The sequence below is a fragment of the Streptomyces sp. NPDC044033 genome, from assembly GCF_056434425.1.
Map to the genome: position 1 here is coordinate 153,180 of NZ_JBWKFF010000013.1, position 15,646 is coordinate 168,825.

11 protein-coding genes and 1 pseudogene are annotated in these 15,646 nt (G+C 71.8%); 5 read left to right on the forward strand and 7 right to left on the reverse strand.

Annotation, left to right across the window (positions count from 1 at the left end; genetic code table 11):
• Positions 1-68 precede the first annotated feature (68 nt).
• Positions 69-2,891, forward strand: coding sequence for a penicillin acylase family protein (locus AC07AB_RS23230; RefSeq protein WP_478569893.1), 2,823 nt, complete (start codon positions 69-71; stop codon positions 2,889-2,891).
• 113 nt (positions 2,892-3,004) lie between these two features.
• On the opposite strand, the gene AC07AB_RS23235 is transcribed toward AC07AB_RS23230, so the two are convergent.
• From AC07AB_RS23235 to AC07AB_RS23255, 5 genes are all read right to left on the reverse strand, one after another.
• The gene (locus AC07AB_RS23235) at positions 3,005-4,318 is read right to left on the reverse strand and encodes a serine-threonine protein kinase (protein WP_478569895.1); all 1,314 of its coding nucleotides are present in this window, start codon (positions 4,316-4,318) and stop codon (positions 3,005-3,007) included.
• Between the two features lie 175 nt (positions 4,319-4,493).
• Entirely contained in the window at positions 4,494-5,270 is a 777-nt protein-coding gene (gene uppS, locus AC07AB_RS23240) for a polyprenyl diphosphate synthase (RefSeq protein WP_478569897.1), read from the reverse strand.
• Positions 5,271-5,402: 132 nt separating this feature from the next.
• Complete coding sequence (locus tag AC07AB_RS23245) at positions 5,403-6,656, reverse strand: MFS transporter (protein ID WP_478570066.1); 1,254 nt, start codon at positions 6,654-6,656, stop codon at positions 5,403-5,405.
• 249 nt (positions 6,657-6,905) lie between these two features.
• Positions 6,906-7,100, reverse strand: coding sequence for a ferredoxin (locus tag AC07AB_RS23250; protein WP_478569899.1), 195 nt, complete (start codon positions 7,098-7,100; stop codon positions 6,906-6,908).
• A 20-nt stretch (positions 7,101-7,120) separates the two neighbouring features.
• Positions 7,121-8,341 carry a cytochrome P450 gene (locus tag AC07AB_RS23255; protein WP_478569901.1) on the reverse strand — a complete coding sequence of 407 codons (1,221 nt, stop codon included), beginning with the start codon at positions 8,339-8,341 and terminating at the stop codon, positions 7,121-7,123.
• 105 nt (positions 8,342-8,446) lie between these two features.
• Here AC07AB_RS23255 and AC07AB_RS23260 point away from each other — a divergent pair, with 105 nt between their 5' ends.
• A complete protein-coding gene (locus AC07AB_RS23260) occupies positions 8,447-9,088 on the forward strand; it encodes a TetR/AcrR family transcriptional regulator (RefSeq protein WP_478569903.1) in 642 nt (213 codons plus the stop codon).
• Positions 9,089-9,228: 140 nt separating this feature from the next.
• Here the strand turns inward: AC07AB_RS23260 and AC07AB_RS23265 are convergent, their stop codons facing one another.
• Together AC07AB_RS23265 and AC07AB_RS23270 are read right to left on the reverse strand one after the other, a co-directional pair.
• Positions 9,229-10,629, reverse strand: coding sequence for an erythromycin esterase family protein (locus AC07AB_RS23265; RefSeq protein ID WP_478569905.1), 1,401 nt, complete (start codon positions 10,627-10,629; stop codon positions 9,229-9,231).
• 189 nt (positions 10,630-10,818) lie between these two features.
• Positions 10,819-12,096: an exo-beta-N-acetylmuramidase NamZ family protein gene (locus AC07AB_RS23270; RefSeq protein ID WP_478569907.1), complete on the reverse strand. Its 1,278-nt coding sequence runs from the start codon at positions 12,094-12,096 to the stop codon at positions 10,819-10,821.
• Between the two features lie 126 nt (positions 12,097-12,222).
• On the opposite strand from AC07AB_RS23270, the pseudogene AC07AB_RS23275 reads away from it, so the two are divergent.
• From AC07AB_RS23275 to AC07AB_RS23285, 3 genes and pseudogenes are all read left to right on the forward strand, one after another.
• Positions 12,223-12,987: pseudogene (locus AC07AB_RS23275) on the forward strand (SDR family oxidoreductase); the annotation flags it as partial.
• Positions 12,988-13,198: 211 nt separating this feature from the next.
• Positions 13,199-14,848 carry an AMP-binding protein gene (locus AC07AB_RS23280; protein WP_478569909.1) on the forward strand — a complete coding sequence of 550 codons (1,650 nt, stop codon included), beginning with the start codon at positions 13,199-13,201 and terminating at the stop codon, positions 14,846-14,848.
• A 70-nt stretch (positions 14,849-14,918) separates the two neighbouring features.
• Positions 14,919-15,512, forward strand: a complete 594-nt coding sequence (locus tag AC07AB_RS23285; RefSeq protein WP_478569911.1) for a TetR/AcrR family transcriptional regulator — start codon at positions 14,919-14,921, stop codon at positions 15,510-15,512.
• Positions 15,513-15,646: the final 134 nt, after the last annotated feature.

Genomic DNA, 15,646 nt, shown 5'->3' on the forward strand with positions numbered 1-15,646 from the left:
GTGCTCATCTTCCGACCCGGCCGTACCGGCGGTAACGTCCGCCGCGACGGCCACCGGGAGGAGCACGAATGCGACGGCGCATCGGCAGGCTCAGAACTACCGCTACCGCAGCGCTGTTGGCGCTCGGCGCGGCCCTCGTCGCCCCGGCGGCGCAGGCGGGCGCGGCCCCGGCCGGCCGGGCGGCGCCCGCGCCCGCCGCGGACTACTGCCGCGGCCAGTGCGGCGACATCCTGCCGCCCGGCGAGAACGGCAACGCCACCCTCGTCCAGATCCTCGGCAACCGCGCCTTCGGCACCCACCCCGAGCACAGCACCGACCAGCTGGGCCCGTACGGCGACCTCGCGGGCGGCTACCGGTCGCTGACCGATGACAAACTGCGCGACTTCTTCAACGACTCCTCCTTCGGCGTGCCGGAGAAGGACGTCGCCAAGGTCGACAAGCCCCGCGGCGATGTCACCATCACCCGCGACAAGCAGACCGGCGTCCCGCACATCCAGGGCACCACCCGCTACGGGACCGAGTACGGCGCGGGCTACGCGGCAGGCCAGGACCGGCTCTGGCTCATGGACCTCTTCCGCCACATCGGCCGCGGCGAACTCACCTCCTTCGCGGGCGGCGCCGCCGCCAACCAGGGCCTTGAACAGCAGTTCTGGCGCACCGCCCCGTACACCGAGAAGGACCTCAAGGCCCAGGTCGACAAGATCGCCGCGAGCGGCCCGCGCGGCGAACAGGCCATGCGCGACGCGCAGGCGTACGTCGACGGCATCAACGCCTACCGGCAGCAGTCCAAGGACGGCCGGTACTTCCCCGGCGAATACGTCCTCACCGGCCACGTCGACGCCATCACCAACAAGGGCGAGATCGCCCCCTTCCAGCTCACCGACCTCATCGCCCTCGCCTCCGTGGTGGGCGGCCTCTTCGGCAACGGCGGCGGCGGCGAGGTGCAGGCCGCGCTCTCCCTGCTCGCCGCGCAGAAGCGGTACGGCGCCGTCGAGGGCACCAAGGTGTGGGAGTCCTTCCGCGAGCGCGACGACCCCGAAGCCGTGCAGACCCTGCACGACGGCCAGAGCTTCCCGTACGCGGGCAAGCCGGAGCACGCCAAGGGGACCGCCCTGCCCGACGCCGGGTCGGTCAAGGAAGAACCGCTGGTCTACGACCGTACGGGCGCGGCCGCCGCCAAGAAGCCCGCGAAGACGCCGGTCGACGCGCCGAAGAAGCTGAAGCCCGCGCAGGGCATGTTCGACAAAGGCGTGCTCCCCGGCGACCTGTTCAGCAAGAAGCACGGCATGTCCAACGCCCTGCTCGTCTCCGGCAAGCACACCGCCAGCGGCCACCCCGTCGCCGTCTTCGGCCCCCAGACCGGCTACTTCGCCCCGCAGCTGCTGATGCTCCAGGAGATCCAGGGCCCGGGCATCAGCGCGCGCGGCGCGTCCTTCGCGGGCGTGAGCATGTACGTCGAGCTCGGGCGCGGCGCGGACTACGCGTGGAGCGCGACCTCCGCGGGCCAGGACATCACCGACACCTACGCCGTCGACCTCTGCGAGCCAGGCGGCGGCAAGCCCACCGAGGGTTCCGAGCACTACCTCTTCCGCGGCAAGTGCCTCCCCATGGAGAAACTGGAGCGCACCAACGCCTGGAAGCCCACCCTCGCGGACTCCAGCGCCGCCGGTTCGTACCGCATGCAGGTGCTGCGCACCGAGTACGGCACGGTCACCCACCGCGCGACCGTCGACGGCAAACCCGTCGCCTACACCGCGCTGCGCTCCACCTACCGGCACGAGGCCGACTCCATCATCGGCTTCCAGATGCTGAATGACCCCGGCTACGTGCGGGACCCCGAGTCCTTCCAGAGCGCGGCCGACCACATCGGCTACGCCTTCAACTGGTTCTACGCGGACTCCCGGCACACCGCCTACTTCAACAGCGGGCTCAACCCGGTGCGCGCCCCCGACGTCGACCCGTCGCTGCCCGTCAAGGCGGACAAGGCGTACGAGTGGAAGGGGTTCGACCCGGACGGCAACACCGCCGACTACACCCCGGCCGCCCAGCATCCCAACGACATCGACCAGAATTACTACATTTCATGGAATAACAAGCAATCGAACGACTACACCTCCGCCAACTTCGCGGCCGGCTCGGTGCACCGCGCCAATCTCCTCGACGACCGGGTGCGCAGGCTCGTCGCCGACGGCGGCGTCACCCGCGCCTCCCTCACCCGCGCCATGGCCGACGCCGCCGTCACGGACCTGCGGGGCGAGGACGTACTGCCCGACCTGATCAAGGTACTGAGGTCGAAGCCCATCACCGACCCTCAACTGTCCTCAGTGGTGCAGGAGTTGGAGTCCTGGCGCGCCGACGGCGCACAGCGCAGCGAGACCGCACCCGGCTCGCACGCCTACGGGCACGCGGACGCCGTACGGACCATGGACGCCTGGTGGCCGCTGCTGGTGCGCGCCGAGTACGAACCGGGGCTCGGCGGCGACCTCTACCAGGCGCTCCAGGCCAACGCCGCCATCGACGAATCCCCGTCGGCCGGCCACGGCCCCACCGGCTCGCACGCCGGGTCCGCCTTCCTCACCGGCTGGTGGAGTTATGTCGACAAGGACCTGCGCTCCGTACTCGGCCAACCGGTCAAGGGCCCATTGGCCAAGCGGTTCTGCGGCGACGGCGACCTGTCCGCCTGCCGCTCCGCCCTGCTCGACACCCTCCGCCAGGCCGCGTCCCAGCCCGCCGCGAAGGTCTACCCGGGCGACGACAGCTGCAAGGCGGGCGACCAGTGGTGCGCCGACTCGATCATCCAGCGCGCGGTCGGCGGACTGACCCACAAGTCCATCACCTGGCAGAACCGGCCGACCTATCAGCAGGTGGTGGAGTTCCCCGCGCACCGCTGAGCGAGGAGCGCCCGTACGAGCACGGCCAAGCGGCCCGTACCACCGACACTTCGGTGGTACGGGCCGCCCGCGCGGACCCCGCCCGTACGAGCAGGGGCCCGCGCCCGGGGTGCTCAGGGGATGACGCGGCCCGCCAGCAGGACCACGTGGGCCAGCTCCTCATGGCAGATGTCGCTGTGCGCGCCCGCCGGCGGCAGCCCGCGCGCGACGACCGCCGACGCGTCCACGCTCACACAGCCCGAGGCGGGGAATGGCCCGCGCACCGCGTCCGCCAGTGACATCTTCTCGCAGAGGTCCACGGCCTTGATGCCGTTGAACCCCATCGCCCCCCAGCGCTCGTCGCCGATGCCCATGACCGACTCGGCGTCGTCGGCCAGTTTCGATGCCGCCGGGTACAGCACGCTCAGCGCCGTGTCATGGCTGGAATGGCAGGCCACCACCGGCCCGTCCACCCGGTTCTGCGCCCCGTGCAGCACGCCGGCCCGGTTGGTCGCGAACGGCAGCCGTTCGGCGAACGCGTAATGCGAGAAGGCGCCTTGGAGGAGCGTCAGCGACTTGACGCTGCTCACGCCCTCGGGCAGGCCGCGCAGCGCGAAGGACATCAGGCGCCCGCCGAAACTGTGCCCGACCAGATGCACGCGCAGCGTGGGGGAGGAATGGGCCAGCAGCCCCAGCACCGGGCCGAGACCCAGCTGGCCCACGGTGCCCGCCCGTCGCTTCATGCCGTAGTACGAAGCCTGGCGCAGCATCTCGCGGGCCCCGTTCCACAGCCGCTTCAGCCCGCCGCCGAACAGCTCCGGCCGCGCGCCCCCGGCCTCCGCCAGCGCGTTGGTGAACCGCTCGCAGACCTGTACCGCGTCGTCCGTGAGCATCGCGGGAACGGCTCCGTCCGGCCCGTCGTGGTCCGTGTCCGCCGCGAACCCCGCCGCCGGGCTGCCTTCCGGAACCTCCGTCAACTGCCGCACCAGGGAGGCGAATTCCTGGAACCGCGCCCGCGTGTCCGGCTGCTTGTCGAGCAGTTCGGCCAGCCGCGCCACGGTCATGACGTGGCCGGGGAAGACGGTGTTGAGCGCGTGCCGGGTGTTCTTGTCGAGCCCGATGCCGGCGGCGCCGGCCGCCGCCGCGGCCTGGGGCGGGAAGTCGGGGATGGGCTCGTCCGTGAAGCGCATCGACGGCCACAACACCCCGACGTAGCCGACGCGCACCCCCTTGGCGCCGGCCAGCAGCTTGGGGAAGGGGGCGAAGAACCGGTCGTACAACCGGGTCGCCATCGACCGGTCGTTGTTCCAGCCGTGCGCGAACAGCACCAGGTCGGTGAGGTCCGCACGGGCGGCCTCCCGCGTCAGCGCGTCGCGCTGGCCGGTGTTCACATCCCCGTCGGCGTCGAACGTCAGCTCCCAGAACGGCTTCACACTGAAATCGGCCATGGCGGTTCCCCTCAGTGGTCCGATGTGCCGCATCCTCCCGCCGCGCGGGGGGCTCGGCCATACGCCGGGGAAGTGATTTGCCGGGGGCGCGGGTTCGGGCGCGGGCCGGGCGCGGGCCGGGGCGGCCTCGTCGAGGGCCCGCAGAGCCCGTACGGTCGTACGTCCGCGCGCCCGCTCAGCCGCCGTACCGGCGCTCGCGCGCGGAGAAGCTGCGCAGCGCCCGCAGGAAGTCGATCTCCCGGAAGGCGGGCCAGTACGCCTCGCAGAAATACAGCTCGGAGTAGGCGCTCTGCCACAGCAGGAAGTTCGACATCCGCTGCTCGCCGCTGGTGCGGATGACGAGATCGGGATCGGGGCGCCCCGCCGTGTAGAGGTGCTGGGCGATGTCGTCCACGGTCAGGGACGCCGCCAGCTCGGTCAGCGACTGCCCCTCGGCCGCGCGCTCGGCCATCAACTCGCGCAGGGCGTCGATGACTTCCTGCCGCCCGCCATAGCCGATGGCGAGCGTGACATGCGCCCCGGTGGGGCAGGAGCGGGTCGCCTCGACGGCGGCCTTGAGCGCGTGCGCCGTACTGTCGGGCAGCACATCGAGCGTCCCCGCGATGTGCACCTGCCAGCGGGCGTCCGGCCGGCACAGCTTGTCGGCGGCGACCTGCTCGATCAGCTTCATGAGGAGGGCGACCTCGGTGTCCTCGCGCCGCCGCAGGTTCTCCGTGGAGCAGACGAACACCGTGATGTGCTTGACCCCCAGCGCCTCGCACCAGGACAGCACGTCCTCGACGTGCTCGGCGCCGCGCTGGTGGCCCTGGCTCGGATCCGCCATCCCCATCTGCCGGGCCCACCGGCGGTTGCCGTCCATGATCAGCCCAATGTGCTCGGGCAGCGCCGCGGCCTGCGCCTGTCGGCGCAGCCGGTTCGCGTACAGGGCGTAGAGGGGGGCGGCGATACCCATGGCGTCCTTTCGCGAACACGGCGGGCGGACGGCGGGCGCACTGAGGCGCTGACCGCCGCGCCTCAGTATGCCGGGCGCGCGGAACGCGTGGGCCCGAACCAGAACCCGAGCCCCGCCGGACCCGCTCCCCCCTCAGCCCAGGTCGCGCTCGCGGGTCTCCGGGAGGGCCAGTACGCACAGGAGCGAGACCACCGCCATGGCGCTCACGAACCAGCCCACCGACGAGGAGCCGAACGCGGGCTGGAGGCGGGTGGCGATCAAGGGGGAGACGGCGCCGCCCAGGACGCCGCCGAGGTTGTAGGCGAGGGAGGCGCCCGAGTAGCGGACGCGGGGGCCGAAGAGTTCGGGGAGGTAGGCGCCCATCGGTCCGTACACCACGCCCATGCAGAACAGCGCGCCGCCGATGGCCAGGGCGATCAGCACCGGCTGCTCGGTGTCCAGCAGCGGGAAGAGGACCAGGCCCCAGACCACCGAGAGCCCCGTCCCCGCCAGTACGACCTTTCGGCGGCCGCCCGCGTCGGAGCGGGTCGCGGCCAGCCAGGTGCCGGCGGCCAGGAAGAGGCACGCGACCATCGACAGGCCGAGCATGGTGGAACGGGCGATGCCGAGGTTTTTGGTGGTGTAGGCGAGGCAGTAGGTGGTGGCGGTGTAGAAGAGCCCGTACGCGATGATCATCCCGCCCGCGCCGAGCAGCAGTTCGCGCCAGTGCCGCCGCAGCACGTCCAGCGTGGGGACCTTGCTGGCCTCCTGCTGTTCCATGACCCGCGCGAACACCGGCGTCTCGCTGATCTTCAGCCGGACGAACAGCCCGACCCCCACGAGCAGGAACGACAGCAGGAAGGGGACGCGCCACCCCCAGGACCGGAAGGCGGCGTCGCTCAGCGCCGACGACAGCAGCCAGAAGACCCCGGTGGCCGCGAAGAACCCGACGGACGGGCCCAGCTGCGGGAACGCCGCGTACAGCCCGCGCCTGCCGCGCGGCGCGTGCTCCACGGCCAGCAGCGCCGCCCCGCCCCACTCGCCGCCGAGCCCGATGCCCTGGACGAAGCGGAGCAGCACCAGCAGCAGCGGGGCCCAGAGGCCGAGCGTGGAGTAGCCGGGCAGCAGCCCGACGAAGGCCGTGGACAACCCCATCATCAGCAGCGACGCGACGAGTACGGACTTGCGGCCGACCCGGTCCCCGAAGTGCCCGAAGACCACGGAGCCGAGCGGCCGGGCCGCGAACGCCACCGCGTACGTGGAGAACGAGGCGAGCGTCGCGTTGACGGGCGTGAGCGTCGGGAAGAAGGCGTCGTTGAGGACGAGCGCGGCGGCGGTGCCGTAGATGTAGAAGTCGTAGAACTCGATGGCCGTGCCGATGAAACTGGCCACGGCCACCCGCCGCAGGCTCTCCGGGCTCTCCGGAGCCGCCTCCGGTCCGCCCGGGCCCGCCGGGTCCGCGCCGGGCCGTCTCTCGTCGTCTTCTTCCGCCGTCACCGGCGTCGCATCGTTGAGCACGACGCGAACTCTCACGTCAGCGCCGCGCCCGCGTCAATACTCCCCCTGCGGCGTCTTGAGCGTTGAGACGGGCCGCGAGAGCGCCGGCCCGCGCACCCGAGCGGGCCGGCCCCGGGGGTGGGCCGGCCCTGGGAGGGGTTACTCGGCGATCTGGACGGCGCCGGACGGGCATATGTTGCCGGCCTGACGGGCGGCGGACACCTCGGTGAGGCCGTCCGGGGCGCTCTTGAGCACGGTGACGAGTCCGTCGTCGTCCTGATCGAAGACGGCGGGGGCGGTCAGCGCGCACAGACCGGCGCCGACGCAGACGTCCCGGTCGGCGGTTACTCGCATGGTCACTCCTTTCACCGCGGTCACCAGGTGACCGGCAGTTCGTTGACGCCCTGGATCGTGCTGCCCGGGCGGAGTTTCAGGGACTCCACCGGGACGGCCAGCCGTAGCGTCGGGATCCGGTCGAAGAGGGCCGTGAGGATCACTTCGAGTTCCAGGCGGGCCAGGTTCTGGCCGAGGCACTGGTGGACCCCGTAGCCGAAGGCGATGTGGTGGCGGGCCGAGCGATGCACGTCGAAGGCGTCCGGGTCCTCGAAAACCGAACCGTCGCGGTTGGCTATCGAGTTGGAGATGATAACGCCCTCGTCGGCGCGGATCAGCTGCCCGTCTATCTCGATGTCGGCCCTCGCGACGCGGCCGCCCGCGATGTCGGCGATGGCGAGATAGCGCAGCAGTTCCTCGACGGCGCCCGGTATGAGGCTCGGGTCGGCGCGCAGGGCGGCGTGCTGGTCCGGGTGTTCCAGCAGGGTGATGACGCTCAGCGAGGTCATCGAGGCCGTCGTCTCATGGCCCGCGACGAGCAGCAGGATCGCGTCCGAGACCAGGTCGTCGCGGCCGACGGTGCCCTTCGCCAACTGTTCGGTGACCAGGGTGCTGAGCAGGCCGGGGCCGGGCTCGGCCTCGAATTTGGTGACCAGCCCGCCCAGATAGTCCGCGAGATCCGCGCGCGCGGCGAGCGCGCCGGCCGCGTCCGCGGACTGCACCAGGCGGTGGGAGGCGTCCTGGAAGTAGTCGTGGTCGGCATAGGGGACGCCGAGCAGCTGACAGATCACCAGGGACGGCACCGGCAGCGCGAACTGGCTGACCAGGTCGGCCGTCGGGCCCGCGGCGAGCATGTCGTCGATGAAGCCGTGCACGATCCGCTCGATGCCCGGTCGCATGCCCTTGATGCGCTTGAGGGTGAACTCACTGATCATCATCCGGCGCTTGGTGCCGTGCTCCGGCGGGTCCAGGCCGATGAACGCCTGGGGGGAGGCACGGAACCCGGCGAACCTCGGGGAGGTGGCGGGGAAATTGTCGTCCTGGCGGTCGGACGAGATCCGTGGGTCGGCGAGCAGCTTCCGGGCCGTCTCGTGCTTGGTCACCACCCACGCCTGGCGGCCGTCGAAGAGGGTCACCTTGCGGAGCGATCCCTCCGAGTCCCTTAACTGTCCGTACTCCTTGGGCAGTTGGTAGGGGCAGGTGCGGTCGTTCGGGAATGCTGGTGCGTCTTCTTGGTGGATTGTCGCGGCAGTCTCAGTCATCGATCTCCTCGAAGTCTCTGACACTTAAAGAACGACCAGTTCTCTAACCGAGAGGCTAAAGTGCCAAGTTAGAGAACGCAATGATCCCTGAGTAAACTCTGAGGAGTGACTCTGTCACCCAACGCCGATCAGGCCGTCGAATCAGCCCCTGACCACCGCAAAGGTCCCCGCCGCCGTGGTGAGGAGCTGGAACACGCCATTTTGACGGCGACGTTGGAGGAGCTGGTGGAGGTGGGCTACGCCCGGATGACGATGGAGCGGGTCGCCACCCGTGCCCGTACCAGCAAGGCCGCCCTCTACCGCCGCTGGCCCGGCCGCCCCGAGCTGGTCATGGACGCGGTGCAGAAGTTCGGCATCTCCGAGATGGCCGTCCCGGACACCGGTGCGCTGCGTACGGACGTGATCGCCGTGCTGCGGCAGATGGCCGCCAAGATGTGCACCCCGTTCGGCGGCGTCATGCGCGGCCTGCTCGCCGAGATGACGCGCGAACCCGCGTTCGCCAAGCTCATCCGGGAGCGGGTCCACCCCGCCGGCCCGGCGGTGATGAGAACGGTCCTGGAGCGGGCGGTCGAGCGCGGCGAGGTCGACCCCCGGGTCATGGGCTCCCGGCGGGTCACGGTCGCCACCGACCTCCTGCGCAACGAGTTCCTGCTGTTCGGCGCGCCCATCGAGGACGAGACCATCGCCGACATCATCGACGAGGTGTACCTGCCGCTCATCCTCAGCCCGGCCCCTCGCCGCCACTGAAGTCCGGCCCTCGCCGCCACCCGGGCCGCCCCGCCCCCGGCGCGTCCCGTGCCCGTACGGGCGCTACGAGCGGGGGGGGGGGGGGGGGGGGGGGGGGGGGGCCCGCCCCCCCCCCCCCCCCCCCCCCCCCCCCCCGCTCCTCACCGGTCCTCGAACAGCCGGGACGCCGTGACGCGGTGCAGATGGATCAGCAGATCGTACGAGCGCCCCAGCGCCGTCGTCCGCGGTAGGTCGGGGTATCCCGTGCCGATGTTGCGGGTCGGGCGGGCCTCGCCGAGCCAGGCGCGGGCGGCGGCCGGCGCGGTGCGCATGTCCAGGAAGTAGTCGCGGCAGGGGACCCGGTCCAGGGTGTACTCGTTGCTGCCGCGCTCCGCCGGGCCGACCGTGTAGGCGGTTGTCCCCCCGCTCGGAGCCGTCGCGTTGAACGACCCCGCGTCGAAGGTGAGCCGGACGTTGCGGTAGCCCTCGCCGAGCCGGTCCCGCAGGAACGCGCCCTGCGTCTTCGGGTAGTTCGCCGGATCGTCGCTCTCGTAGGCGACGTGCGCGTTGTGCGCGGACAGCAGCATCTTGTGGCCGGTCTGCCGCTGCCACCACGCCGTGTTGGCGGCCATCGCCTCGTCGCGGAAGCGCATCGCCGCGCTGTTGCCCCGCGCCGATTCGAGGTCGTACGCGAAGAGGGAGGCGACCTGCGAGAGGGCCCGCGCGTGCTGCACCGTCCAGGCGTACTCCGCGCGGTCCTCGCCCGGTCGCTGCCGCCGGAGCAGATCGAGCGCCTGCCCGGCCCGCGCGGCCATGTCCCGGCGCTCGGTCAGGGGCTTCTTGAAGTACGCGGCCATCCAGCCGTCCACGCTGCTGCCGGGCGTGGGGCGCTGATCGCGGTAGAGGCCGGTGAAGCGCGGCAGCAGGGCGGGGTGGTGCCGTGCCACGTAGTCCGTCACCCGGTCGAAGAGGACCGGCCCGGCGTAGCCGACGTCATCGCCCATGAACTGGACCTTCGCGGCGTGGTGCGTGTTGTAGGCGCGCATCCACTCGATGAGGTCCAGGTACTCCTGGTTGTTCCAGAAGCGGTAGGAGTTCTGGAACTCCTCCTTCATGATCTGCCGGGCGTCCCCTTTCCCGTGCAGCACATAGTCGTTGATCCGCAGCCCAGCGCTCCAGTCCACCTCCAGGGCGAAGGTGGTGAATCCTCTCTGCTCGACGAGGTAGCGGAAGAGGCGGTCCTTGTTGGTGATGAACTCGTGCGAGCCGTGGGTGGCCTCGCCGACCCCGACCACCTTCGCGCCACCGACCATGGGGCCGAACGCCCGCAGGTCCCGCGTGTCGCCCGCCGGTTCGGTGGTCCGTAACGGGTGGGCGACACGCGTCAGCGCCCGTATGGGGCCGTCGGTCCGTGCCGGTGCGCCGGCCCGCTGCCGCGCCTGGGCGGCGGGCTGGGCGAGCGCCGTGGCGCCCAGGCACAGCAGCAGCGTCAGGAGCAGGGCGGGATGGCGCCGGTGGCGGTGCCGTTGCCGGTCGGACGCCAGGTCTCGGTCTGATGTCATGCGGGCCATGGTTTCGGCCCGTACACCTCAACTTCCATCCGGCTGGCACCAGTTCGACGGTAGACCCGGGACCACCCCTGGTGGTGCCGTTTCGGGGGCGGGGCCGCCCCGTCCCCGCCGCCACCGCTTCAGGGGAAGGGCCGCCTCCGCCTGCGCCGCCACCGCTTCAGGGGAAGGGGCGTCTGCGCCTCAGCGGTAGCGCAGATACCGCTCCCGCGTCTTGCGGAACGCCGCCAGCCCGTCCTGCCAGTCGGCCACCACCTCGTCCGCCGACGCCCCCGCGTCGATCATCGTGCGGACCCGGGACGACCCGGTGAGCTTGTCGATCCAGTTGTCGGAGCGCCACGCGAATCCGCGCCACACCTGTCGCGCGGTGACCAGCAGCGCGATCCCGGTACGGACCGGGTCGAAGGAGCGGGGGTCGTGGACGTGGAGCTGGACGCCGCCCGCCGTCTTCCCCTGGAACTTGGAGAACACCGGCACGAAGTACGCCTCCCGGAACCGCACGCCGGGCAGGTCCAGCGCGTTGGCCCGCGCCGCCCACCGGTGGTCGATGCCCTCCGCGCCCAGCAGCTCGAACGGCCGTGTCGTGCCCCGCCCCTCGGAGAGGTTGGTGCCCTCGAACAGGCACGTGCCCGGATACGCGAGCGCGGTCTGCGGCGTCGGCATGTTCGGGCTCGGCGGCACCCACGGGAGCCCCGTCGCGTCGAAGAAGTCCGCGCGCCGCCACCCCGACATCCAGACCGTCTCCAGCTCCACCGGGCGGCCCGCCGCCCGCGCCGTGAACTCGCCGTTGAACAGCCGCGCCAGCTCCGCCACCGTCATCCCGTGCTCCTGCGCGATCGGCTCCCGCCCGACCCCGGACGCCTGCGACCGCTCCAGCACCGGCCCCCGCGCCGCGCGCCCGGTCAGCGGATTGGGCCGGTCCAGCACCAGGAACCGCTTGCCCGCGAGGGCCGCGGCGACCATGCAGTCGTACAGGGTCCAGATGTACGTGTAGAAGCGGGCGCCCACGTCCTGGATGTCGAAGACGACGGTGTCCACGCCCGACGCGGTGAAGATACCGGCGAGCTCCTTGCCGCTCTTGCCGTACGTGTCGTAGACGGGCAGCCCGGTCGCCGGGTCCTTGGAGCCGCCCTCCGAACCGCCGGCCTGCGCGGTGCCGCGGAATCCGTGCTCGGGGCCGAAGACGGCGACGACGTTCACACGGGCGTCCGCGTGCATGACGTCCACGATGTGCCGGACGTCCGCGGTGACGCCGGTCGGGTTGGTGACGACGCCGACGCGGCGGCCGGCGAGCCGGGCGTAGCCGTCGGCGGCCAGCCGGTCGAAGCCCGTACGCACCCGGGCCCCTCCGTGGCTTCCGCGGCCGCGCGTACGGGCCTCGGCGCGGGCGCCGGAGGCGGTGGCCGCGACCGTCCCCGCGGCGCCGGTGGCGGCGAGCAGTGTTCTTCTCGACAGGTCCATGCCCAGGCACGCTAACGCCCCCGGAGCCCTGGAGGAATGATCGCGGCAGCCCCGGGTCGCCCCCTTCCGCTTCTACATACCGACTGGTTAGTCTGCTGGCACAGTCGAGTCGAGGGAGACGCGAACGTGGAGACCGTGCGGGACGCGGCAGTAGTGGTCACCGGAGCGGGCGGCGGCATCGGCGCGGCCCTGGCCCGCAGATTCGCCGCGGAGGGCGCCCGCGTCGTGGTCAACGACCTCGACGCCGCCAAGGCCGCCGCCGTCGCCGAGGAGATCGGCGCGATCCCCGTGGCGGGCGATGCCTCCGGCATCGTCGGCGCGGCGCGCGAGGCGCTCGGCGGGCGTGTCGACGTCTTCTGCGCCAACGCCGGGGTCGCCCCCGCCGGCGGCCCCGAGGCCGGCGAGGAGATCTGGTCCGACGCCTGGGACGTCAACGTGATGGCGCACGTACGGGCCGCCCGCGCGCTGCTCCCCGAGTGGCTGGAGCGCGGCAGCGGCCGGTTCGTCTCCACCGTCTCCGCCGCCGGGCTGCTCACCATGGTCGGCTCGGCCCCCTACAGCGTCTCGAAACACGCGGCCCTCGCCTTCGCCGAATGGCTCTCCGCCACCTACCGGCACCGCGGCGTGGACGTCCACGCCATCTGCCCGCAGGGCGTGCGTACGGACATGCTCGGCGTGACCGGGGCCGCCGGAGACCTGGTCCTGCGCCCCACCGCCATCGAGCCCGCCCTGGTCGCGGACGCGCTCTTCGCGGCCATGGCCACCGGCCGGTTCCTGGTCCTGCCGCACCCCGAGGTCGCCGACTACTACACGGCGCGCGCCGCGGACACCGACCGCTGGCTGAGCGGCATGAACCATCTCCAGCAGAAGCTTGAGCGGATCGAGGGGGCCGGGCAGGACGAACCAGCCGCCGGGCAGGACGGATCAGCCGCCGGGCGGACCGGACAACCCGCCGGGCAGACCGGGCGATCCGCCGGGCAGACCGCCGTGAACGCGGGGCCCGACGCGGTGAGGACACCGGCCGGGGCGACAGCGCCGGCCACGAAGACGCAAGCCGCAGCCGAGACCGGCGAGTAGTCGCGCGCGAAGAAGGGCCGTACCCATGACCACGTACCAGGACAAGCCCTGGCTCGCCCACCTCAACGCGGTGCAGCGCGCCCCCATCACCCCGCCGACCAGCGTCCTGCACGCGTTCGAGGCCGCGGTCCGCCGCGCCCCCGGCCGTACCGCGCTCGCCTACTTCGACGGCCGGCTGACCTACGCGGAGACCGACGCGCTGTCCGACGCGATAGCGGCCCACCTCGTGGAGCGCGGGTTCCGGCGCGGCGACCGCGCCGTGATCATGCTCCAGAACACCCCGCACTTCGTGATCGCGCTGTTCGGCGTCTGGAAGGCGGGCGGCGTCGCCGTCCCCGTCAACCCCATGTACAAGGCGGGCGAGGTCGGCCACGTCCTGCGCGACGCCGAGGTGACCGCGCTGTTCTGCGCCGACCGCGCCTGGGAGGAGTACCTGCGCGCCACGGCCGCCGACTCACCGGTCCGCATCGCCGTCACCGCCTGCGCCTTCGACTTCCAGAGCCGCGACGACGCGCGGGTGCTGCGCGGCGAGCGCGCCGCCCCCGCGACCGACGCCGACGACCTGTGCACCGTCGCCCGCTCCGGCGCGCACCGCCCCGCCGACCCCGGCCTCACCCCGGACGACACCGCCCTCATCAGCTACACCTCGGGCACCAGCGGCGCGCCCAAGGGCGCCATGAACACCCACGGCAACATCACCTTCAACGCCGAGCGCCAGCGCACCGGCGGCGGCATCCCCGAGGGCGCCACCTACTTCGCCCTCGCGCCGCTCTTCCACATCACCGGCATGGTCAACGAGCTCACGGCCTGCGTGGCGAACGCCGGGACGCTGGCCCTGACCTACCGCTTCGAGCCCGGCGTCGTCCTCGACGCCTTCCTCGAACACCGCCCCGCCTTCACCGTCGGCCCCTCCACCGCCTTCATGGCGCTGCTGGCCCAGCCCCAGGTCACCCGGGACCACTTCGCGTCCTTCCGCTCGATCTCCTCCGGCGGCGCGCCCCTGCCGCCCGCGCTCACCGACGAGTTCCGGGACGCCCTCGGCCCGTATCTCCACAACGGCTACGGACTCACCGAGTGCACCGCCCCCTGTGCCAGCGTCCCGCCTGGCACGGACGCGCCCGTGGACCCGGCCTCCGGCACCCTCGCGGTCGGCGTGCCCGGCCCCGACACCGTGGTGCGGATCATCGACGAGAAGGGCGGCGACGTGCCCTTCGGCGAGCACGGCGAGATCGCGGTGCGCGGCCCCCAGGTCGTACCGGGCTACTGGCGGCGCCCCGAGGAGACCGAAGCGGCCTTCCCCGGCGGTGAGCTGCGCACCGGGGACATCGGCTTCATGGACCCGACCGGCTGGCTCTACGTCGTCGACCGCAAGAAGGACATGATCAACGCGTCCGGCTTCAAGGTCTGGCCGCGGGAGGTCGAGGACGTCCTGTACACCCACCCGGCCGTGCGCGAGGCCGCCGTCGTCGGGGTGCCCGACAGCTACCGGGGCGAGTCGGTGAAGGCGTATGTGAGCCTGCGGCCGGGCGCCCCCGCCGAGGGCGCCGAGATCGTCGCGTACTGCAAGGAGCGCCTCGCCGCGTACAAATACCCGAGGGAAGTGGAGATCCTGCCGGACCTCCCCAAAACCACGAGTGGGAAGATCCTGCGGCGGGAACTGCGCACCCGCGCGTAACCGCGTCAAGCGCGACGTAACGCGCCACAGAACAGCACAGCACAGCACAGGGGAAAGGCGGGCGATGGCGATGGCCAGGACGACGGAGGGCGACGGAAAGCCCGTACCGCAACGGCTGCTGGCCGCCGCCACCCGCCTCTTCGCCGACCAGGGGTACGACCGCACCTCCGTACAGGAGATCGTCGAGGCGGCGGGCGTGACCAAGGGCGCGCTCTACCACTACTTCGGCTCGAAGGACGATCTGCTGCACGAGGTGTACGCGCGGCTGCTCCGCCTCCAGCAGGAGCGGCTGGACGGCATCGCCGACTCCGCCGCGCCGGTGGAGCGACGGCTGCGCGAGGCCGCCGCCGACGTCGTCGTCACCACCATCGACAACCTCGACGACGCCACCATCTTCTTCCGCTCCATGCACCAGCTCAGCCCCGAGAAGCACAAGCAGGTACGGGCCGAGCGGCGTCGCTACCACGAGCGGTTCCGCGCCCTGATCGAGGAGGGCCAGGAAGCCGGCGTCTTCAGCCGGGAGACCCCCGCCGACCTGGTGGTCGACTACCACTTCGGGTCCATCCACCACCTCAGCGCCTGGTACCGGCCGCAGGGCCCGCTCACGCCGCGCGAGGTGGCCGACCACCTCGCCGATCTGCTGCTGAGGGCGCTGCGGGTGTGACGGCCGTACGAGCGGGGGGGGGGGGGGGGGGGGGGGGGGGAAATTCCTCCCTGCACCTACTCCGCAGGGGGTCTTTTTCTCCCTCCCAGGACAACGGAAGTTGTGCGCCTCCGTTTGTTCTCCCTCTAGAATCC

Coding starts and splice junctions, on each gene's coding strand:
- AC07AB_RS23230 (WP_478569893.1), top strand. CDS start 69: ATGCGACGGCGCATCGGCAGGCTCAGAACTACCGCTACCGCAGCGCTG.
- AC07AB_RS23235 (WP_478569895.1), bottom strand. CDS start 4,318: ATGGCCGATTTCAGTGTGAAGCCGTTCTGGGAGCTGACGTTCGACGCC.
- uppS (WP_478569897.1), bottom strand. CDS start 5,270: ATGGGTATCGCCGCCCCCCTCTACGCCCTGTACGCGAACCGGCTGCGC.
- AC07AB_RS23250 (WP_478569899.1), bottom strand. CDS start 7,100: ATGCGAGTAACCGCCGACCGGGACGTCTGCGTCGGCGCCGGTCTGTGC.
- AC07AB_RS23255 (WP_478569901.1), bottom strand. CDS start 8,341: ATGACTGAGACTGCCGCGACAATCCACCAAGAAGACGCACCAGCATTC.
- AC07AB_RS23265 (WP_478569905.1), bottom strand. CDS start 10,629: ATGACATCAGACCGAGACCTGGCGTCCGACCGGCAACGGCACCGCCAC.
- AC07AB_RS23270 (WP_478569907.1), bottom strand. CDS start 12,096: ATGGACCTGTCGAGAAGAACACTGCTCGCCGCCACCGGCGCCGCGGGG.
- AC07AB_RS23280 (WP_478569909.1), top strand. CDS start 13,199: ATGACCACGTACCAGGACAAGCCCTGGCTCGCCCACCTCAACGCGGTG.
- AC07AB_RS23285 (WP_478569911.1), top strand. CDS start 14,919: ATGGCCAGGACGACGGAGGGCGACGGAAAGCCCGTACCGCAACGGCTG.